This is a genomic window from Massilia sp. UBA6681 (assembly GCF_002454935.1).
GTDB lineage: Bacteria > Pseudomonadota > Gammaproteobacteria > Burkholderiales > Burkholderiaceae_D > Telluria > Telluria varians.
Genome location: NZ_DKJX01000088.1, coordinates 12,582 through 33,537, shown reverse-complemented (window position 1 = coordinate 33,537; position 20,956 = coordinate 12,582). Strand labels below are relative to the sequence as shown.

The following is a 20,956-nucleotide window of genomic DNA, read 5'->3' as shown; positions in this document are numbered from 1 at the left end:
TATGAAGGATAATGTTCGTTATTGTCGTTTTTAATACAGACACACGAGACCCATGCACACAGTCGATGATCACCGCGAGAACGCCAACGACGCACCCGTAGCAGCACCTGCCGTCGCCCGCGCTCCCGCACGCGCTCCCGCCCTGCCCGCGCCGGTGGTGAGCTGGCTGCAAAGGGTCGAGGCGGCGGCGCACCCGCAGCCCAGGCTGACCGACGAGGTCGCCGATCCGAAGGCCGTGCAGTACAAGTTTGTCTACGTGATGGCCCCGACCAGCGGCGGCCGCCACGTCGCCATCTGCCTGTGCAAGGCGCGCCTGCGCCCGAACGGCGACGTCGCCGCCGCCAGCCCGGTAAGCGAAGTGTTCTCGCTGCTGTCGGCGCCGCCGGCCTACCTCGAAGGCGACGACGTCGACCTGGTGCGCTTCTTCATCGCCATGCGCAGCGGCTCGGCCCAGGGCACCAGCGCCACCGAACCGAAAGGCAAAGTGGGCGCCATCCTGCTGCAGATGCTTCTTGAACAAGGCAAGCTGCTGTGGGCGAACTCGTGGTCCGACATGGCCAATGGCCTGGTCTATCCGCTGCAGGCCGGCCCGACCCGCCTGGCCAGCCTGGCCTGGCGCGACGAGGGCCGCGTGGCCAAACTCGGGTGGTCGGTGGAACCGGCCAACGGCGCCACCCACAGCGGGGCCGACCTGATCGACTACATGCTGCCGACCGACCCGCCGTGGTACATCGACAACCTGTCGATCGGCCCGCTCGAACTGAATCGCGGCGGCATCGACATCTCGCTGGCCGAACTGCAGGCGCTGGTGGCCCAGGCCCCGACCCTGACCGGCACCGACAAGAAGCGCGTCTCGCAACTGCTGCTGGCGCACGGCCTGCAGCAGCTGATGCCGCTGCCGCAGCCGCTCACCCAGCGCCTGCGCAACGACGTCAAGCCGATTCCGCACCTGCTGCTCGATTCGGTGCAGCTGTCCGACGGCGGCACGCCGCGCTGGCACGACTTCGCCGTGCTGGCCTACGACTACGACGGCCAGCGCGTGTCCTTCGATCCGGCCCAGCGCGTGGTGCGCCAGATCGGCGACGTCACCGAGGTCATCGAACGCGACCCGAAGGCCGAAGCCGCGGCCCTGAACAAACTGAACGAGATCGGCTTCCGCAAGCCGGTCACCGCACCTTTCAACGCCATGGCCGGCGCCCTGGTGCTGGACAGCCAGGCGCACTGGCTGCGCTTCGCCGAGAACGACCTCGACGCCCTGTCCGACACCGGCTGGCACCTGCAGAAGTCGGCCAAGTACCGCTACGACGTGGTGCCGGTCGAAGACTGGTATGCCGACATCGACGAACCCGAAGAAGCGGGCAATGCCTGGTTCGAACTGGAGCTGGGCATCGTGGTGGCGCGCAAGCGCGTGCCGCTGCTGCCGGTGCTGGTGCAGCTGATCCGCAGCGCCCCTCTAGAGTTCGACCCGGCCGTGCTGGCCGCCCATGCCGAAGCCGACCAGATGCTGGCCACGCTGCCGGACGGCGTGCGCGTGGCGCTCCCCTGGGGCCGCCTGAAGCCCATCCTCGCCACGCTCGGCGAGCTGTACTTCAATGACAAGATCAAGGGCCGCATGCGCATGTCCACGCTGGACGCGGCGCGCCTGGAAGACCTGGCGCGCGGCCTCGAGCTGCGCTGGACCGGCGGCGAGCGCCTGCGCGAGACCGGCCGCAAGCTGAGCCAGTTCGGCTCGGTCAAGAAGGTCGAGGCCCCGAAAGGCCTGCAGGCCACGCTGCGCGACTACCAGCTCGACGGCCTGTCGTGGATGCAGTTCCTGCGCGAGTACGACCTCGGCGGCATCCTGGCCGACGACATGGGTCTCGGCAAAACCGTGCAGACCCTGGCCCACATCCTCACCGAGAAGGAAGCAGGGCGCCTGACCAGCCCGGCCCTGGTGATCGCGCCGACCAGCCTCATGACCAACTGGTTCGACGAGGCCGCGCGCTTCGCCCCGAGCCTGAAGGTGCTGCTCCTGCAGGGCAAGGAGCGCATGGACCTGTTCGACCAGATCGACGACGCCGACATCGTGCTGACCACCTATGCGCTGCTGCCGCGCGACGAGGAAAAGCTGCGCGAGCACCACTATCACCTGGTGATCCTGGACGAATCGCACTACATCAAGAACACCCGCTCCAAGGCGGCGCAGACGGCCGGCTCGCTCAATGCCCGCCACCGCCTGTGCCTGTCCGGCACGCCCCTGGAAAACCACCTGGGCGAGCTGTGGTCGCAGTTCCACTTCCTGCTGCCTGGCCTGCTGGGCGACGAGAAGAGTTTCAACAACCAGTTCCGCCACCCGATCGAACGCCAGGACGACTCGGTGCGCCGCACCCTGCTGAGCCGCCGCATCAAGCCCTTCCTGCTGCGCCGTACCAAGGACCACGTGGCCAAGGAACTGCCGGAGAAGACCGAGATGGTGCGCCGCATCGAGCTCTCGGGTGCGCAGCGCGACATGTACGAAACCGTGCGCCTGGCGATGGACAAGAAGGTGCGCGACGAGATCGACCGCAAGGGCGTGGCGCGCAGCCAGATCGTCATCCTCGAAGCGCTGCTCAAGCTGCGCCAGGTCTGCTGCGACCCGCGCCTGGTGAAGGCCATGCCGGGCAAGAAGAACACCGCCGCGGTGTCGGCCAAGCTGACCGACCTGATGCAGATGGTCGAAGACCTGCTGCAGGAAGGCCGCAAGATCCTGGTGTTCTCGCAGTTCACCAGCATGCTGTTCCTGATCGAGGAAGAGCTGGCCGCGCGCGGCATCCACTACGCGCTGCTCACCGGCGAGACGCGCGACCGCTCGGCCCAGGTGGCCGCTTTCCAGCAGGGCGCAGTGCCGATCTTCCTGATCAGCCTGAAGGCCGGCGGCGTGGGCCTGAACCTCACCGCGGCCGACACCGTGATCCACTACGACCCGTGGTGGAACCCGGCGGCCGAAAACCAGGCCACCGACCGTGCCTGGCGCATCGGGCAGGACAAGCCGGTGTTCGTGTACAAGCTGATCGCCAAGGGCACGCTGGAAGAAAAGATCCAGCAGCTGCAGCTGAAGAAGTCGGAACTGGCGCAGTCGATCCTGTCCGAAGGCGAATCGCAGAAGATGGCGCTGACGCAGGAAGATCTCCAAGCGATCTTCGCACCGCTGGAAGACTAAGAGCGCTCCAAAGGCGCGAATAAAAAGGGCGGCTGGTTTGCACCAGCCGCCCTTTCTTTTTGCATCAATGCGGATTACTTGTAAAAAGCCTCGACCTTGCCCTTCAGCTTGATCAGCATCGGCTTGCCCTTGCGGTCGAGCGTGCGGCCGGCGGCGACCTTGATCCAGCCTTCGCTCATGCAATACTCTTCGACGTCGTGGCGATCCTTGTCGTTGAAGCGGATGCCGATCTCGCGCTGGAAAACGTCGCGGTTATGAAAAGGGCTGCTCGGGTCGATCGAGAGCCGGTCCGGGAGTGGGGGGAGGGTAGCGGTATCGTTCATAGACGCGAATTATCCATCAACTGCGCCCACCGTGGCGCATTTTTCATCACATCGACATAGCGATCCGGCGCCGGTGCAGGGCAAGGCCGGGCTCGCTCCTATACAAAGTAGCCGGAGCAACGATATACTGGGTGACAACGTTCATTGTCCCATCGATAACAGAAAGTGCCCAATGACCCGTAGCACGGCTGCTGATCCCCATGCTCCGGCCAGTCCGGAGCGCCCTGCCGGCATTGCCGGTATCGATCATCATTTCCGGACCATTGCCGAACTCGCCGGCGACATTGCCTTCAGCATCGAGCTGCCCGCGCACACGCTGCGCTACCTGAGCCCGGCATTTTCCGTCCTGCTGGGCCACGAGGCCGGCGCACTGCAGGCCGCGATCACCGGCGGCGGCGCGCACGAGGCGCTGGGTGCGCTCGGCCTGCACCTCGCCGCGCAGGGCGGGCTCGCGCCGGGCGAGCGCCGCGTGCAGGAAGTCGACGTGCGCAACGCGGACGGCCATCCGGTCGGGCTGCAGGTGATCACCACGGTGGTGCGCAATGCTGACGCCAGCCGCTCGCTGGTGGGACTGCTGCGCGACCTGTCGGCGCAGCGCGCCCACCTGGCCGACCAGCTCCGTTTCGCGAGCATGCTGAACCACGAATTCCGCACGCCGCTGGCAACCATCGACGGCGCAATCCAGCGCCTGGAAGCGACCGCGCAGGGCGCCGACGACACCGTGCGCCAGCGCTACCGCAAGATCGCGGTCGCGGCCGACCGCCTGATCGCCATGCTCGACGAATACCTGTCGCCCGACCGCATGGCCGCGATCGGCCAGGTGCGCCAGCCGAACACGATCGCCGCGCGCGATTTGCTGGACGTCGGCGTGAAGCAGTTGCGCGAAGCCGGCCGCGAAGCGGTGGTGGACGCGGAACAGCTGAGGCTGGGCCTGCGCGGCGAGCCCGAGGGATTGCGGCTGGCGCTGAAGGTCCTGGTCGACAATGCCCTGCTGTACTCGCCGGCCGGCAGCAAGGTGACGCTGGGCGCGCGCCGCAGCGGCAACGGCGTCGAGTTCACGGTGCGCGACGAAGGCGCCGGGGTGCCGCCGGAGGATGCAGCCTGCATTTTCGACAAGGGCTACCGCGGCAGCAATGCCACCGGCCTGCCGGGCAGCGGCCTGGGCCTCTATATGGCGCGCTCGATCGTCGACGTCCACGGCGGCATGCTGCGCCTGGGAGAGGGCGGCAAGGAATTCCGGCTCTGGCTACCCGCCCTGGATATTAACGGCCAACAACAACTTGCCTCATCCTCTCCCAACAGTGATAATCGGACCGATCATTAACCTGACCAATCCATGACGCAGATACTGATTGTTGAAGACAATGGCGAATACGCCGACGACATGGCCGAGTTCCTGCGGGAACTGGACCACGACGTCACGATCGCCAAGACCGCGAGCGAGATGTGGGCGGCGCTGACGCGCACGCCGGCAGCGGTCGTCGTGCTCGACCTCGGCCTGCCCGACGAGGATGGTTTCAATGTCATTCCGCGGATGCGCCAGCTGTACCCGGAGATCGGCCTCCTGGTGCTGACCGGCCGGGTCGCGTTCGACCACCGCATCCTCGGGCTGCGCCTGGGCGCCGACCACTACCTGACCAAGCCGATCAAGTTCCCCGAACTGGCGGCGCACATCGAAGCGCTGGACCGCCGTGTGCGTCCGGCCGACCCGGCGCCGGCGCCGAGCAAGTGGACCCTGCGCGTGAGCGCCCGCCAGCTCGAGCTGGGCGGCAAGGTGATCGACCTGACCGAAAAGGAGTGCAACTTCCTGCACCTCCTGACCATCAACACCCGTCCGGTGCCGCGCCAAGTGATCGTCGCCGGCATGGGCGGCGAAGACCCGGACGCCAGCCGCCGCGTCGACATGCTGGTCTACCGCCTGCGCAAGAAAGCCCGTTCCGGCCTCGGCCAGGATCTGCCTCTGCGCAGCGCCTACGGCGAAGGCTACAGCCTCTCCGCCGGCTTCACCCTGGCCTGAGCATTAAATAGGGACAGAGTCGGCCCATTTTTTGACTGCGCTGAGATTAATCGGGGACAGAGTCAGGTTTCTCGGCTAAAATGCGTGCTCGACTTTTGAGCACGCCATGGCACGCCTTCCCCGACTCATCATCCCGAACCAGCCGCAGCACCTCATCCAGCGCGGCAACAACCGCCAGCCGATCTTTCGCGAAGAGGTCGACTACCAGCGCTTCCTCGCCTGGCTGAAGGAGGCGGCGCGCTTCTACGAGGTGGCCATTCACGCCTATGTGCTGATGCCGAACCACCTGCACCTGCTGGCGACGCCTTCCAACGACACCGGGCTGGCGCTGATGATGCAGAAGGTCGGCCGCTTCTACGTCCCCTGGTTCAATCAGAAGTACGAGCGCACGGGCGGCCTGTTCGAAGGGCGCTTCCGCACCTCGCTGGTCGATACCGAGCATTATCTCCTGGCCTGCAGCCGCTACATCGAGCTCAATCCGGTGCGCGCCGGGCTGGCCGCGGCGCCGCTGGACTACCCGTGGTCGAGCTACGCCCACCACACCGGCGTGCGCACGGACGCCCTCATCACCGACCACCTGCTCTACTGGGGCCTGGGCAATACGCCTTTCCAGCGCGAAGCGGCCTATACCGACCTCGTGATGCAGGGCATTGCGCAGGAAGAGGTGGACTTCGTGACCGCCTCGGTGCTGAAGAACCAGCCCCTGGGGTCGGATGCCTTCAAGGCCGAGCTCGAGCGCCGGACCAAGCGCCAGATCCTGCCGGCCAAGCGCGGGCGGCCGTTCCGGGAACCGATCCCGCCGCTTTCGCAAGCATAAGTAATCAGGAATTGATCAAGGGCACGATTATTCGTGCCCTTTTTTATTCGGCATCGCGCAAGGCAGCTCTGCTGGCACGGAACGTGACATCCGGACGAGCCTGCCGCCATGCCGAGCGCCTCCACTTCTTCTCATTAAATCAAGGGTTTATCGATGCACAGGCCCATTTTTGCCGTTTGCATTTTACTCTGTCCCCAATTAATGGAAAGTTCAAAAACTTGTCAAACAATTCGACTCTGACCCTAATTATTCTTGTTTACGTTTGTGTTGCGTTGCACTATTCTCGATTTTCGACCCTAGATTAAGCTGTGGAGATTGCCTCATGATTGCCCAAGGTTTGTACGATCCCGCCAATGAACACGATGCCTGCGGCGTCGGTTTCATCGCCCATATCAAGGGCAACAAGAGCCACTCGATCATCGAGCAGGGCCTGCAGATCCTGAAGAACCTCGACCACCGCGGCGCGGTCGGCGCCGATCCGCTGATGGGCGACGGCGCCGGTATCCTGATCCAGATCCCGGACCAGTACTTCCGCGACGAGATGGCCAAGCAGGGCGTGGAACTGCCGCCGCCCGGCGAATACGGCGTCGGCATGGTGTTCCTGCCGAAGGAGCACGCCTCGCGCATCGCCTGCGAACAGGAAATCGAACGCGCCGTGCGCATCGAAGGCCAGGTCGTGCTCGGCTGGCGCAACGTGCCGGTCGACGAGACCATGCCGATGTCGCCCTTCGTGAAGGCAAAAGAGCCGGTGATCCGCCAGATCTTCATCGGCCGCGGCCCGGACATCATGGTCACCGACGCGCTCGAGCGCAAGCTGTACGTCATCCGCAAATCCTCCGGCCACGCGATCCAGGCCCTGAAGCTCCTGCACGGCAAGGAGTTCTTCGTGCCCTCGATGTCGGCCCGCACCATCGTCTACAAGGGCCTGCTGCTGGCGGACCAGGTCGGCGTCTACTACAAGGACCTGCAGGATCCGCGCTGCATCTCGGCCCTGGCCCTGGTGCACCAGCGCTTCTCCACCAACACCTTCCCGGAATGGCCGCTGGCCCACCCCTACCGCCTGATCGCGCACAACGGCGAGATCAACACCGTCAAGGGCAACTTCAACTGGACCCGCGCCCGCGAAGGCATGCTGAAATCCGCCGTGCTGGGCGAAGACCTGGGCAAACTCTTTCCGCTGATCTATGAGGGCCAGTCCGACACCGCCTGCTTCGACAACGCGCTCGAGCTGCTGGTGATGGCCGGCTACCCGGTGGCCCAGGCGATGATGATGATGATCCCGGAAGCCTGGGAAAACCATACGTCGATGGACGACAACCGCCGCGCCTTCTACGAATACCACGCCGCGATGATGGAACCGTGGGACGGCCCGGCCGCCATGGCCTTCACCGACGGCCGCCACATCGGCGGCACCCTGGACCGCAACGGCCTGCGTCCGGCGCGCTACGTCATCACCGAAGACGACCTGGTCGTCATGGCCTCGGAATCCGGCGTGCTGCCGATTCCCGAATCGCGCATCGTCAAGAAATGGCGCCTCCAGCCGGGCAAGATGTTCCTGATCGACCTGGAAGCCGGCCGCATCATCGACGACAAGGAGCTGAAGGACACCTACTCGAACGCCAAGCCCTATAAAGCCTGGATCAAGTCGGTGCGCATCAAGCTCAACGAAATCAAGCTGTCGGAATCGCAGCTGACCCAGCACCGAGCCAAGGATGCCCAGGGCGAAAAAGCGGCGGTGCCGCTGCTGGACCGCCAGCAGGCCTTCGGCTACACCCAGGAAGACCTGAAGTTCCTGATGGCGCCGATGGCGGTGCTGGGCGAAGAAGCCACCGGTTCGATGGGCAATGACTCGCCGCTGGCGGTCATGTCGAACAAGCTCAAACCTTTGTATAACTACTTTAAACAATTGTTTGCGCAAGTGACCAATCCGCCGATCGACCCGATCCGCGAAAGCATGGTCATGTCGCTGGTCTCCTTCATCGGTCCGAAGCCGAACCTGCTGGACACCAACAACGTCAACCCGCCAATGCGCCTGGAAGTCTCGCAGCCGATCCTCGGCTTCGACGACATGGCGCGCCTGCGCGCCATCAGCCTGCACACCGGCGGCAAGTTCAAGTCCTATGAGCTGAACATCTGCTATCCGGTCGCCTGGGGCAAGGAAGGCATCGAAGCGAGTCTCGCCTCGTTGTGCGCCGAAGCCGTGGACGCGGTCAAGTCGGGCCACAACATCCTGATCGTCTCGGACCGCAACATGTCCGCCGACCAGGTCGCGATTCCCGCGCTGCTCGCCACCTCGACCATCCACCAGCACCTGGTCGGCCGCGGCCTGCGCGCCTCCACCGGCCTGGTGGTCGAAACCGGCTCGGCCCGCGAGACCCACCACTTCGCCCTGCTGGCCGGCTATGGCGCGGAAGCCGTGCACCCTTACCTGGCCCTGGAAACGCTCAGCGACCTGGCGCACAACCTGCCGCACGAGATGGACGCCGACAAGGCGATCTACAACTACACCAAGGCGGTCGGCAAAGGCCTGATGAAGGTGATGTCCAAGATGGGCATCTCCACCTACATGTCCTACTGCGGCGCCCAGATCTTCGAGGCCGTGGGCCTGAACAAGTCGCTGGTCGACAAGTACTTCCGCGGCACTTCGTCCACGGTGGAGGGCATCGGCCTGTTCGAAGTGGCGGAAGAGGCGCTGCGCCTGCACGCGCTCGCCTTCGGCAACGATCCGGTGCTGGCCAACGCGCTCGACACCGGCGGCGAATACGCCTTCCGCGTGCGCGGCGAAGATCACCTGTGGACCCCGGACGCGATCGCCAAGCTGCAGCACTCGACCCGCGCCAACAATTTCAGCACCTACAAGGAATACGCGCAGATCATCAACGACCAGAGCCGCCGCCACCTGACCCTGCGCGGCCTGTTCGAATTCAGGATCGATCCGTCGAAAGCCATCCCGCTGGAAGAAGTCGAGCCGGCCAAGGAAATCGTCAAGCGCTTCGCCACCGGCGCGATGTCGCTCGGCTCGATCAGTACCGAAGCGCACGCCACCCTGGCCATCGCCATGAACCGCATCGGCGGCAAGAGCAACACCGGCGAAGGCGGCGAAGACCCGCGCCGCTACATGGGCGAATTCAAGGGCATCAAGATCGCCAAGGGCGAGAGCCTGGCCTCGATCCTGGGCTCGGACCGCGTGGTGGCCGACATCCCGCTGGAAGAGGGCGATTCGCTGCGCTCGAAGATCAAGCAAGTGGCGTCGGGCCGCTTCGGTGTCTCCGCCGAGTACCTGGCATCGGCCGACCAGATCCAGATCAAGATGGCGCAAGGAGCAAAACCGGGCGAAGGCGGCCAGCTGCCGGGTCACAAGGTGTCCGAATACATCGCGTCCTTGCGCGTGTCGGTGCCGGGCGTGGGCCTGATCTCGCCGCCGCCGCACCACGACATCTATTCGATCGAAGACCTGGCGCAGCTGATCCACGACCTGAAGAACGTCAACCCGAATGCCTCGATCTCGGTCAAGCTGGTGTCGGAAGTGGGCATCGGCACCGTGGCTGCGGGCGTCTCCAAGGCCAAGGCCGATCACGTGGTGGTCGCCGGCCACGACGGCGGCACCGGCGCTTCGCCGCTGTCCTCGGTCAAGCACGCCGGCACCCCGTGGGAGCTCGGCCTGGCCGAGACCCAGCAGACGCTGGTGCTCAATGGCCTGCGCAGCCGCATCCGCGTCCAGGCCGACGGCCAGATGCGCACCGGCCGCGACGTGGTCGTTGCCGCCATGCTGGGCGCCGACGAAATCGGCTTTGCGACCGCGCCGCTGGTGGTCGAAGGCTGCATCATGATGCGCAAGTGCCACCTGAATACCTGCCCGGTCGGCGTCGCGACCCAGGACCCGGTGCTGCGCGCCAAGTTCCAGGGTAAACCAGAGCACGTGGTGAACTACTTCTTCTTCGTCGCCGAAGAAGCGCGCCAGCTGATGGCGCAGCTGGGCATCCGCAGCTACGACGAACTGATCGGCCGCACCGACCTGCTGGACAAGGCCCGCGCGGTCCAGCACTGGAAGGCGCAAGGCCTGGACTTCTCGAACATCTTCTACCAGCCGAAGGTCGAATCGCAGCGTGCGCTGTTCCACACCGACGGCCAGGACCATGGCCTGGACAAGGCGCTGGACCACAAGCTGATCGCGCAGGCCAAGGCCGCGCTGGAGAAGGGCGAGCGGGTCTCCTTCATCTCGCCGGTGAGGAACCTGAACCGCACCGTGGGCACCATGCTGTCAGGCGAAGTGGCCAAGCGCTACGGGCACGCCGGCCTGCCGGACGACACCATCCACATCCAGCTGCAGGGCACCGCCGGCCAGTCGGCCGCGGCCTTCCTGGCGGCGGGAATCACGATCGACCTGGTGGGCGAGGGCAACGACTACGTCGGCAAGGGCCTGTCGGGCGGCCGCATCATCGTGCGCCCGAACACCGAGTTCCGCGGCTGGGCGGTGGACAACATCATCGTCGGCAACACCGTACTGTACGGCGCGATTTCGGGCGAAGCCTTCTTCAACGGCGTGGCCGGCGAGCGCTTCGCGGTGCGTAACTCGGGCGCCACGGCGGTGGTCGAGGGCTGCGGCGACCACGGTTGCGAATACATGACCGGCGGTACGGTCGTGGTGCTGGGCGAGACCGGCCGCAACTTCGCGGCGGGCATGTCGGGCGGCGTCGCCTACGTGTACGACCCGAAGGGCGAGTTCGAAGGCAAGTGCAATACCACGATGGTCAACCTGGAGCCGGTGCTCACCACCAAGCAGCAGGGCGACAAGGCCGGCTGGCACAGCCAGACCCGGGGCGGCGAGCGCGAGTCGGACGAGGTCATCCTGCGCCGCCTGATCGAGCGCCACTTCAAGCACACGGGTTCGACCCGCGCGCGCAACCTGCTGGACGACTGGGCCAACAGCCGCGGCAAGTTCGTGAAGGTCTTCCCGACCGACTACAAGCGCGCCCTCGAGGAAATGCACAACTCGAGCATGGAAGAGGCGAACGACAAGATCGAGCTGGCGGCTTGACCAGGAAAGCTGAACAACGTCGTCCCGGCGCAGGCCGGGACCCAAGTTGTTAATGCACCGATAACGTAAAACCAGATCACGGCCTTATGAACGTCGTTCCCGCGCAGGCGGGAACCCAATTTTGCAAGCGCAGAAGTAACGCGACGAACTTGGATTCCCGCCTTCGCGGGAATGACGGTGGTAGGGAGGCGGTGGTGGCAGGAATGAAGGAAGTAGCGGAGCTGCTTCCGACGACATAAGGAAAACAACGTGGGTAAAATTACCGGCTTCATGGAATTCGAACGGCAGGAAGAGGGCCACCTCGAGCCGAGCGATCGCGTCAAGAACTACAAGGAATTCGTGCTGACCCTGACCGATGGCCAGGCCAAGGTGCAGGGCGCACGCTGCATGGATTGCGGCATCCCCTTCTGCAACACGGGCTGCCCGGTCAACAACATGATCCCGGACTGGAACGACCTGGTCTACCACGGCAACTACCGTGCGGCCGTCGAGAACCTCCATTCGACCAACAACTTCCCGGAGTTCACCGGCCGCATCTGCCCGGCGCCCTGCGAGTCGGCCTGCACGCTCGGCATCAACGACGACCCGGTCGGCATCAAGTCGATCGAGCGCAAGATCGCCGACACCGGCTGGGAGCACGGCTGGATCGTGCCGCAGCCGGCCGCCAATAAAACCGGCAAGAAGGTCGCCGTGGTCGGCTCCGGCCCCGCGGGCCTGGCCGCCGCCCAGCAGCTGGCGCGTGTCGGCCACGACGTGACCGTGTTCGAGAAGAGCGACCGCATCGGCGGCCTGCTGCGCTACGGCATTCCCGACTTCAAGATGGAGAAGGACCTGATCGACCGCCGCGTCGAGCAGATGAAGGTGGAAGGCGTGGTCTTCCGCACCAGCGTCCTGATCGGCAAGGACTTCCCGGCCACCGTCAGCAACATGGCGCGCGACACCATCTTCCCGGAAGACCTGGCGAAAGACTTCGACGCAGTGGTCCTGGCCGGCGGCGCCGAGCAGCCGCGCGACCTGCCGGTGCCGGGTCGCGAGCTGAAGGGCGTGCACTTCGCGATGGACTTCCTGCCGCAGCAGAACCGCGTGAATGCCGGCGACAAGCTGAAGGACCAGATCAAGGCCACCGGCAAGCACGTGGTCGTGATCGGCGGCGGCGATACCGGTTCCGACTGCGTCGGCACCTCGAACCGCCATGGCGCGGCGTCCGTCACCCAGTTCGAACTGATGCCGATGCCGCCGGAGCAGGAAAACAAGCCGCTGGTCTGGCCTTACTGGCCGACCCGCCTGCGCACCTCGTCCTCGCACGAGGAAGGCTGCCAGCGCGACTGGGCGGTGGCCACCAAGCGCCTGGAAGGCAAGGGCGGCAAGGTCGAAAAGCTGGTGGCCTGCCGCGTCGAGTGGAAAGACGGCAAGATGGTCGAGGTGCCGGATTCGGAATTCGAGATGAAGGCCGACCTGGTCTTCCTGGCGATGGGCTTCGTGTCGCCGGTGCAGAACGTGCTGGACGCCTTCGGCGTGCAGAAGGACGCACGCGGCAATGCCCGCGCCACGGTCGAGGGCGAAAAGTCGTACCAGACCTCGCAGCCGAAAGTGTTTGCCGCCGGCGACATGCGCCGCGGCCAGTCGCTGGTCGTGTGGGCCATCCGCGAGGGCCGGCAGTGCGCCCGTGCGGTCGATGAATTCCTGATGGGAAGCTCGGTGCTGCCGCGCTAAGCTTTTCAATAGCGAAACCAAGGCGGCTTCGGCCGCCTTTTTTATAAACCCTTCAGGGTCAGGTCTGACTTTTAGACACGAGCTCGAGCGTTAACCCTGTTGTATTGCTCAGCCTGTGTCCGAATGTCAGACCTGACCCCGGCGGTACTAAGCTTTTCAATAGCGGGACAAAGGCGGCTGTGGTCGCCTTTTTCTTTTGGTTTTTTTATCTTGGTGTGTACAGGTTCCAACAGCCGGGAGGTATTTACCGCTTACCGACACACTTATGTGCGTGTCCGCACGACGATCAAGCGCTCAATGTTCGTAGGCTAAGCCTTATTGCAGTGCATCACATGACACAAAATGCGGGTGCGGGCAAAAAGATACATCCGCAAATGTATGGTTCATTGCTCCGCAGTATTTATTGATATAATTCAATAACTGTCATGTTAGTAGATATACATATCTCTTAAAAAACAATGCCTTACAAAATAAAATATCTGACTCATTAGTCAATATTGTTGTAAGAGCACGTCGCGAAAGCGGGCCAAAATGGGCCACCTCAAGCGGGGCTTAAGCTTTCTGCACTACAATAACGGATTACCCAAAATATCAAACACGCTGTGTCCAACCTAGTTGAAATCCGCGATCTGCACTTTGCGTACGGGGAGCGTTCCATCCTGTCGAACCTGCGCATGGACTTCCCGCGCGGTAAGCTCGTGGCCGTCATGGGCGGTTCGGGCTGTGGCAAGACCACGGTCCTGCGCCTGATCGGTGGCCAGATCCGTCCGCAGCGCGGCGAGGTGCGCGTGGGCGGCGAAGTCGTGCACCAGCTCAATACCGAGGGCCTGTACCGCCTGCGCCGCCGCATGGGCATGCTGTTCCAGTTCGGCGCGCTGTTTACCGACCTGTCGGTATTCGACAACGTCGCCTTCCCGCTGCGCGAGCATACCGACATGCCGGAAGAAGTGATCCGCGACCTGGTGCTCATGAAGCTCAATGCCGTGGGCCTGCGCAACGCGCACCGCCTGAAGCCGGCCGAGATTTCCGGCGGCATGGCGCGCCGCGTGGCCGTCGCCCGCGCCGTCGCGCTCGACCCCGAACTGATCATGTATGACGAGCCCTTCGCCGGCCTCGACCCGATCTCGATGGGCGTTACCGCCAACCTGATCCGCAACCTGAACGATGCCCTCGGCTCGACCTCGATCCTGGTGTCGCACGACGTCCACGAATGCTTCGCGATCGCCGACTACGTGTACTTCATGTCGGCAGGCAAGATCGTGGCCGAAGGCACGCCGGCCGAGCTGCGCGTCTCGGAAGACCCGTATGTGAAGCAGTTCGTGAATGCCGCGCCCGATGGTCCGGTGCCCTTCCACTATCCGGGCAAGTCGCTGGCCGACGACCTCGGCCTGGGCGGGGTGCGCAAATGATGATCACGCGTTTCCTGGGAAACATCGGCCGCAGCGTACGCGAAGCCATCGAAAGCGTCGGCTTCGCCACGCGCGCCTTCTTCAACCTGCTCGGCGTCTCGCCCGGCGCCTTCAGGCGCCCGGCCCTGATCTCGGAACAGATCCACTTCATCGGCAACTATTCGCTGGTGATCATCATCGTGTCCGGCCTGTTCGTCGGCATGGTGCTCGGCCTGCAGGGCTATTACACACTGAACCAGTACGGCGCCGAGCAGGCGCTGGGACAGGTGGTGGCGCTGGCCCTGGTGCGCGAACTCGGCCCGGTCGTGACCGCGCTGCTGTTCGCCGGCCGTGCCGGCACCTCGCTCACCGCCCAGATCGGTCTCATGAAGGCCGGCGAGCAGCTGTCCGCCATGGAAATGATGGCAATCAATCCGGTCCAGCGCGTGCTGGCGCCGCGCTTCTGGGGCGGTGTGATCGCCATGCCGATCCTGGCGGCCATCTTCTCGGCAGTCGGTGTGTTCGGCGGCTACCTGGTCGGCGTGCAGCTGATCGGCGTGGACGAGGGCGCGTTCTGGTCGCAGATGCAGGCTGGTGTGGATGTGCGTGCTGACGTACTGAATGGTGTTCTCAAAAGCTTTATCTTTGGTATCGCGGTGACGTTCACGGCGCTGTTCCAGGGTTACCAGACCAAGCCGACCCCGGAAGACGTGTCGCGCGCGACCACGCGTACCGTCGTCATCGCGTCGCTGATGGTCTGGGGCCTGGACTTCATCATGACCGCGCTGATGTTCAACAAGTAAGAACAAGCAAGTAACTAAACAAGATTTACTAGGGTATTCGTATGCACCGCAAAACTATCGACGTCTGGGTTGGCCTGTTTGTCCTGCTGGGCGCGGCCTCGCTGCTGTTCCTGGCCCTGCAGGCCGGCAATATGAGCTCGCTCTCGTTCAGCAAGACCTATGCCGTGACCGCAAAGTTCGACAATATCGGCGGCCTCAAGCCGCAGGCGCCGGTCAAGAGCGCCGGCGTGGTGGTCGGCCGCGTGGGTGAAATCACCTTCGACGACAAGACCTACCAGGCGCTCGTGCGCCTCGATATGGAGCCAGGATATAAATTCCCGAAAGACAGTTCGCTGAAGATCCTGACTGCTGGCCTGCTGGGCGAGCAGTACATCGGCATCGAACCGGGTGGCGACACCCAGAACCTGGCTGAGGGCGACCGCATCAACCGTACCCAGTCGGCGACGGTGCTCGAAGACCTGATCAACCAATTTATCTATAGCAAGGCCGCTGAAGGAAAGGAAGGTAGTGAATGAAGCACGCACCACACCGTACCACCGGCCGTATCCATGGGCTTGCAGCAATCGCTGCCGTCCTGCTGCTGACCGGCTGCGCCACGACGCAAGACCCGCTCGAAGGCTATAACCGTACCGTGTTCCGCTTCAACGACGCGGTCGACCGCACCGTCCTGAAGCCGACCGCCACCGCCTACAAGAACGTGACGCCGAGCTTCGTGCAGACTGGCGTCGGCAACTTCTTCGGCAACCTGTCCGACGCCTGGAGCGCGGTGAACAACCTGCTGCAGGGCAAGGTGGAGAATGGCATGGGCGACGTCACCCGTGTCGCCGTCAACTCGACCTTCGGCATCTTCGGCCTGCTCGATATCGCCTCGGAAGCCGGCATCCAGAAGCACAACGAGGATTTCGGCCAGACCCTGGGCGTCTGGGGCGTTCCAAGCGGCCCCTTCTTGATGTTGCCGATTCTGGGCCCATCTACGGTGCGTGACACCGCTGCGCTGCCGGCCGATATCGGCGCCGACATCTGGAAGTACAAGCGCCCGGACAACTGGCGCAACATCGGTTCGGCGATTCGCGTGGTCGACAAGCGCGCCAGCCTGCTCGATGCCGGCAACCTGCTGGAAGACGCCGCCCTGGACCGCTACGAGTTCATCCGCGACGGCTACATGCAGCGCCGCCAGAGCCAGGTCTATGACGGCAACGTGCCGCGCCAGGTCGAGGATGCCGATGAGGCCACCAGCAACGCCGAACCGGCCGCCGACCCGGCCGGTAAAGCAGCGGCGGAGCCGACCAAGTAACAAGTCCTTACATACCGGTGTCATCCGTAGCACAGCAAGAAGAGTTAACCGGGGACATGCCGCGCCGCTTCAAGCCGGCGCCGTGCCCCAACGACAAGGAAACCACATGAAGCCCATCATCCAACTGATCGCAGCAGCAAGCGCCACCGTCGCCTTCGCCACCTCGGCCATCGCCGCCGAAGCCCCGGACGCCCTGGTGAAGCGCATCAGCGCCGACGTCATCGAGACCGTCAAGTCGGACAAGGACATCCAGGCCGGCAACCGCAACAAGATCATGGACCTGGTCAATTCCAAGATCCTGCCGCACGTCGACGCCCAGAAAATGACCCAGCAGGCGGCCGGCCGCTTCTGGCGCCAGGCCACCCCGGCGCAGCAGCAGGCGCTGACCAAGGAATTCACCAACCTGCTGGTCTACACCTACTCGGGTGCGCTGTCGCAGATCAAGAACGAGACCGTCGAATTCCAGCCGATGCGTGCCGAAGCGGGCGCCAACGACGTGGAAGTGCGTTCGCAGGTGAAGGTCGCCCGTGGCGAGCCGATCACCCTGAACTATCGCCTGGCCAATGGTCCGCAGGGCTGGAAGATCTACGACATCAACGTGCTGGGCGCCTGGCTGGTCCAGACCTACACCAGCACCTTCGCCAGCGAGATCAACAAGGGCGGCATCGATGGCCTGATCAAGAAGCTGGCCGAGCGTAACCAGCAGCTGGCCTCCAAGCCGCTGAAGGCGCCGAAGTAATGGCCGAAGCCAATCCGATGCTCTCGCTCGATGCCCTGACCTTCCAGAGCGCCAGAAGCGCCCTGGAGCAGGGCTGCGCGGCGATCGCCGCGGGCGAGACCGTGTTCGACCTGGCCGGCGTCGGCGCCGCCGATTCGTCCGGCGTGGCCCTGCTGCTGGCCTGGCAGCGCCGTGCCCAGAAGGCCGGCCAGCGCCTCACCTTCATCAACGTTCCCCAGAACGTGCAGAAGCTGGCTGCGCTGTATGGCGTGGACCAGCTGATCCCGCAGTCGTAATCTCATATTTCCCCGGTGGGCGGCAAGGCCGCCCACCGGGGAACCCCTCCTGCGCCGAATTACCCCGCCGGCCTCTTGCATTGTCGATTTCCCCTATAATGGGTCGTTTCCCCGCACGGCCTGGCGCGCTCGCGCCGCCTCCCAACAAGAATGACAGCGATCCAGATTAACAGCGTCGAGAAGAGCTACAAGGGCTTCAAGGCCCTCAAGGGCGTCTCGATGAACATCGAGGAAGGCGAGTTCTTCGGCCTCCTCGGCCCCAACGGCGCCGGCAAGACCACCCTGATCTCCACCGTGGCCGGCCTGATCCGCCCGGACGTGGGCAGTGTCAAGATCCACGGCCACGACGTCGTGAGCGACTTCCGCGAAGCGCGCAAGCGCCTGGGCGTGGTGCCGCAGGAACTGGTGTTCGATCCCTTCTTCACCGTGCGCGAGACGCTGCGCCTGCAGTCGGGTTATTTCGGCATCAAGAACAACGACGCCTGGATCGACGAGGTGATGCACAACCTCGACCTCACCAACAAGGCCGACGTCAACATGCGCGCCCTGTCGGGCGGCATGAAGCGCCGCGTGCTGGTGGCCCAGGCGCTGGTGCACAAGCCGCCCGTCATCGTGCTGGACGAGCCGACCGCCGGCGTCGACGTCGAGCTGCGCCAGACCCTGTGGAAGTTCATCTCGCGCCTGAACCGCGAGGGCCATACCGTGGTCCTGACCACCCACTACCTGGAAGAAGCGCAGGCCATGTGCCAGCGCGTGGCGATGCTCAAACTGGGCGAAGTGGTGGCGCTGGACACCATGTCGGCGCTGCTGCGCCGCGTGTCCGGCTCGCAGCTGGTGGTGCATTTGAAGAGCGGCGAACTGCCGGATGGCCTGCGCCACCTGGTCTCGCATGATGAGCACGACCAGAACAACGGCAGCGGCAACCGCTATACCCTGCGCGTCAACCACGTCAACGAAGTCGAGCCGATCCTGGCCAGCCTGCGCACGAACGGCGCCGTGATCGACGAGATGCAGCTCGAGCAGGCCGACCTGGAAGACATCTTCCTGCAGGTGGTCGGCGACAAACAGCCGGGAGGTCCGCAATGACCCTGTTCTCCGTGGGTTTCCGCACCCTGTTCTACAAGGAGTCGCTGCGCTTCTGGAAAGTGGCGACCCAGACCATCGCCGCGCCGGTCGTCACGGCCATGCTGTATCTGCTGATCTTCGGCCACGTGCTGGACGGCCGCGTCGAGATGCTGGACGGCGTCAGCTACACCGCCTTCCTGATCCCGGGCCTGGTGATGATGAGCGTGCTGCAGAACGCCTTCGCCAACTCGTCCTCGTCCCTGATCCAGTCCAAGATCACCGGCAACCTGGTGTTCATCCTGCTGCCGCCGCTGTCGCATGCCGAAATCCTGTCGGCGTATGTGGCGGCGGCCGTGCTGCGCGGCGTCGTGGTCGGCTTCGGCGTGTTCGTGATCACCGCCTGGTTTGCCCACCTGAGTTTCGTGGCGCCGCTGTGGATCCTGGTGTTCGCCTTCCTGGGCGCGGCCATCCTCGGCACCATGGGCGTGATCGCCGGCATCTGGGCCGAGAAGTTCGACCAGCTGGCCGCTTTCCAGAACTTCCTGATCATGCCGGCCACCTTCCTGGCCGGGGTGTTCTATTCCATCCAAAAACTGCCGCCGTTCTGGCTCGCAGTCTCGCATTTCAACCCGTTCTTTTATATGATTGACGGGTTCCGCTATGGATTCTTCGGCAAGTCCGACGTCTCGCCCTGGACCAGCCTGGCCATCGTGTCGGTGTTCTTCGTGGTGCTGGCGGCCATTGCGGTCAACCTTCTCAAGCGCGGCTACAGGCTGCGCCACTAAAAGAATTCATTTGGAGTTATCCGTGGCGACCACACCCGAACTGATCCACAGCTACATCAGCGCCGGCCTCGAATGCACCCATCTGCACGTCGAAGGCGACGGCCAGCACTTCACGGCGGTCATCGTGTCCCCAAGCTTTGCCGGCAAGCGCCCGATCCAGCGCCACCAGCTGGTGTACGCCGCGCTCGGCGACCGCATGCGCGAAGAGATCCACGCGCTGTCGATGAAGACCCTCACCCCTGAAGAGTACCAAGGCTAAAACATGGACAAGCTCCAGATCGTTGGCGGCAAGCGCCTGAATGGCGACATTTCCGTTTCGGGCGCCAAGAACGCGGCGCTGCCCATCCTGTGCGCCGGCCTGCTGACGGGCGGCGACCTCGAACTGTCGAACGTGCCGCGCCTGCACGACGTGCGCACCATCCTCAAGCTGCTCGCCCAGACCGGCCTGAAGGTGACCCAGGACGACGAACGCGTCACCCTGAATGGTTCGAACATCACTTCGCTGGAAGCGCCGTACGAGCTGGTGAAGACCATGCGCGCCTCGATCCTGGTGCTGGGGCCCCTGCTGGCGCGCTTCGGCGAAGCCAGGGTCTCGCTGCCGGGCGGCTGCGCGATCGGTTCGCGTCCGGTCGACCAGCACATCAAGGGCCTGCGCCAGATGGGCGCCGAGATCACCATCGAAGGCGGCTACATCCACGCCCGGACCAACGGCAAGCTCAAGGGCGCGCGCATCCACACCGACATGATCACGGTGACCGGCACCGAGAACCTCCTGATGGCCGCCACCCTGGCCGAGGGCGAGACCGTGCTGGAGAACGCCGCGCGCGAGCCGGAAGTGACCGACCTGGCCAACCTGCTAGTAGCCATGGGCGCGAAGATCGAAGGCATCGGCACCGACCGCCTGGTGATCCAGGGCGTCGAAGCCCTGCATGGCGCGCAGCACGCCGTGATCTCGGACCGCATCGAAGCCGCGACCTTCCTGTGCGCGGTGGCGGCCACCGGCGGCGACATCATGCTGCGCAACACCCGCACCGACATTTTCGACGTGGCGCTCGACAAGCTGCGCGAGATCGGCCTGCAGCTCGACGTCGGCACGGACACGATCCGCGCGCGCATGGACAAGCGTCCGCACCCGGTCTCGTTCCGCACCACCGAATACCCGGGCTTCCCGACCGACATGCAGGCCCAGTTCATGGCCGTGAACATCCTGGCCGACGGCCCGAGCCGCGTCACCGAAACCATTTTCGAAAACCGCTTCATGCACGTGCAGGAGATGAACCGCCTGGGCGCCCAGATCTCCACCGAGGGCAATACCGCCTTCATCAAGGGTGTGGACCGCCTGGTCGGCGCGCCGGTGATGGCGACCGACCTGCGCGCCTCGGCCTCGCTGGTGATCGCCGGCATGGCGGCGCAGGGCACCACCCTGGTCGACCGCATCTACCACCTCGACCGTGGCTACGACCGCATGGAAGTCAAGCTCTCGGCCGTCGGCGCCGACATCGTCCGCATCAAAGAATGACT

General features: G+C 64.3%; 17 protein-coding genes. 16 read left to right on the top strand and 1 reads right to left on the bottom strand.

Going from position 1 to position 20,956, the window contains the following annotated elements; all coding sequences use genetic code 11:
• Positions 1-52 precede the first annotated feature (52 nt).
• The gene (locus B2R83_RS16045; protein ID WP_292043348.1) at positions 53-3,178 is read left to right on the top strand and encodes a DEAD/DEAH box helicase; all 3,126 of its coding nucleotides are present in this window, start codon (positions 53-55) and stop codon (positions 3,176-3,178) included.
• A gap of 74 nt (positions 3,179-3,252) precedes the next feature.
• Here the strand turns inward: B2R83_RS16045 and B2R83_RS16040 are convergent, their stop codons facing one another.
• Positions 3,253-3,501, bottom strand: coding sequence for a DUF3297 family protein (locus tag B2R83_RS16040; RefSeq protein WP_027866436.1), 249 nt, complete (start codon positions 3,499-3,501; stop codon positions 3,253-3,255).
• 172 nt (positions 3,502-3,673) lie between these two features.
• On the opposite strand from B2R83_RS16040, the gene B2R83_RS16035 reads away from it, so the two are divergent.
• From B2R83_RS16035 to murA, 15 genes are all read left to right on the top strand, one after another.
• A complete protein-coding gene (locus B2R83_RS16035; protein ID WP_292043344.1) occupies positions 3,674-4,825 on the top strand; it encodes a sensor histidine kinase in 1,152 nt (383 codons plus the stop codon).
• Positions 4,826-4,837: 12 nt separating this feature from the next.
• Complete coding sequence (locus tag B2R83_RS16030) at positions 4,838-5,518, top strand: response regulator transcription factor (protein WP_036253354.1); 681 nt, start codon at positions 4,838-4,840, stop codon at positions 5,516-5,518.
• Positions 5,519-5,624: 106 nt separating this feature from the next.
• On the top strand, positions 5,625-6,335 hold the full coding sequence (locus B2R83_RS16025) for a transposase (protein ID WP_292043336.1): 711 nt from the start codon (positions 5,625-5,627) through the stop codon (positions 6,333-6,335).
• 322 nt (positions 6,336-6,657) lie between these two features.
• Entirely contained in the window at positions 6,658-11,373 is a 4,716-nt protein-coding gene (locus tag B2R83_RS16020) for a glutamate synthase-related protein (RefSeq protein ID WP_292043333.1), read from the top strand.
• A gap of 249 nt (positions 11,374-11,622) precedes the next feature.
• On the top strand, positions 11,623-13,086 hold the full coding sequence (locus B2R83_RS16015) for a glutamate synthase subunit beta (RefSeq protein WP_292043331.1): 1,464 nt from the start codon (positions 11,623-11,625) through the stop codon (positions 13,084-13,086).
• Between the two features lie 602 nt (positions 13,087-13,688).
• Positions 13,689-14,495 (top strand): ABC transporter ATP-binding protein, encoded by an 807-nt coding sequence (locus tag B2R83_RS16010; protein WP_036209654.1) that lies wholly within the window; start codon positions 13,689-13,691, stop codon positions 14,493-14,495.
• Positions 14,495-15,277 (top strand): lipid asymmetry maintenance ABC transporter permease subunit MlaE, encoded by a 783-nt coding sequence (gene mlaE, locus B2R83_RS16005; protein WP_036209651.1) that lies wholly within the window; start codon positions 14,495-14,497, stop codon positions 15,275-15,277. Before B2R83_RS16010 ends, mlaE begins: the two co-directional genes overlap by 1 nt.
• A 41-nt stretch (positions 15,278-15,318) precedes the next feature.
• Positions 15,319-15,792 carry an outer membrane lipid asymmetry maintenance protein MlaD gene (mlaD, locus tag B2R83_RS16000; protein ID WP_027866443.1) on the top strand — a complete coding sequence of 158 codons (474 nt, stop codon included), beginning with the start codon at positions 15,319-15,321 and terminating at the stop codon, positions 15,790-15,792.
• On the top strand, positions 15,789-16,571 hold the full coding sequence (locus B2R83_RS15995; RefSeq protein ID WP_292043324.1) for an MlaA family lipoprotein: 783 nt from the start codon (positions 15,789-15,791) through the stop codon (positions 16,569-16,571). Before mlaD ends, B2R83_RS15995 begins: the two co-directional genes overlap by 4 nt.
• Positions 16,572-16,677: 106 nt before the next feature.
• Complete coding sequence (locus B2R83_RS15990; protein WP_292043322.1) at positions 16,678-17,310, top strand: MlaC/ttg2D family ABC transporter substrate-binding protein; 633 nt, start codon at positions 16,678-16,680, stop codon at positions 17,308-17,310.
• Positions 17,310-17,585, top strand: coding sequence for an STAS domain-containing protein (locus B2R83_RS15985; RefSeq protein ID WP_036209648.1), 276 nt, complete (start codon positions 17,310-17,312; stop codon positions 17,583-17,585). Before B2R83_RS15990 ends, B2R83_RS15985 begins: the two co-directional genes overlap by 1 nt.
• Before the next feature lie 150 nt (positions 17,586-17,735).
• Positions 17,736-18,671, top strand: coding sequence for an ABC transporter ATP-binding protein (locus B2R83_RS15980; RefSeq protein WP_292043320.1), 936 nt, complete (start codon positions 17,736-17,738; stop codon positions 18,669-18,671).
• Positions 18,668-19,435: an ABC transporter permease gene (locus tag B2R83_RS15975; RefSeq protein WP_036209641.1), complete on the top strand. Its 768-nt coding sequence runs from the start codon at positions 18,668-18,670 to the stop codon at positions 19,433-19,435. Before B2R83_RS15980 ends, B2R83_RS15975 begins: the two co-directional genes overlap by 4 nt.
• Before the next feature lie 22 nt (positions 19,436-19,457).
• A complete protein-coding gene (locus tag B2R83_RS15970; protein ID WP_292043318.1) occupies positions 19,458-19,694 on the top strand; it encodes a BolA family protein in 237 nt (78 codons plus the stop codon).
• Between the two features lie 3 nt (positions 19,695-19,697).
• Positions 19,698-20,954: a UDP-N-acetylglucosamine 1-carboxyvinyltransferase gene (murA, locus tag B2R83_RS15965; protein WP_209589900.1), complete on the top strand. Its 1,257-nt coding sequence runs from the start codon at positions 19,698-19,700 to the stop codon at positions 20,952-20,954.
• Positions 20,955-20,956: the final 2 nt, after the last annotated feature.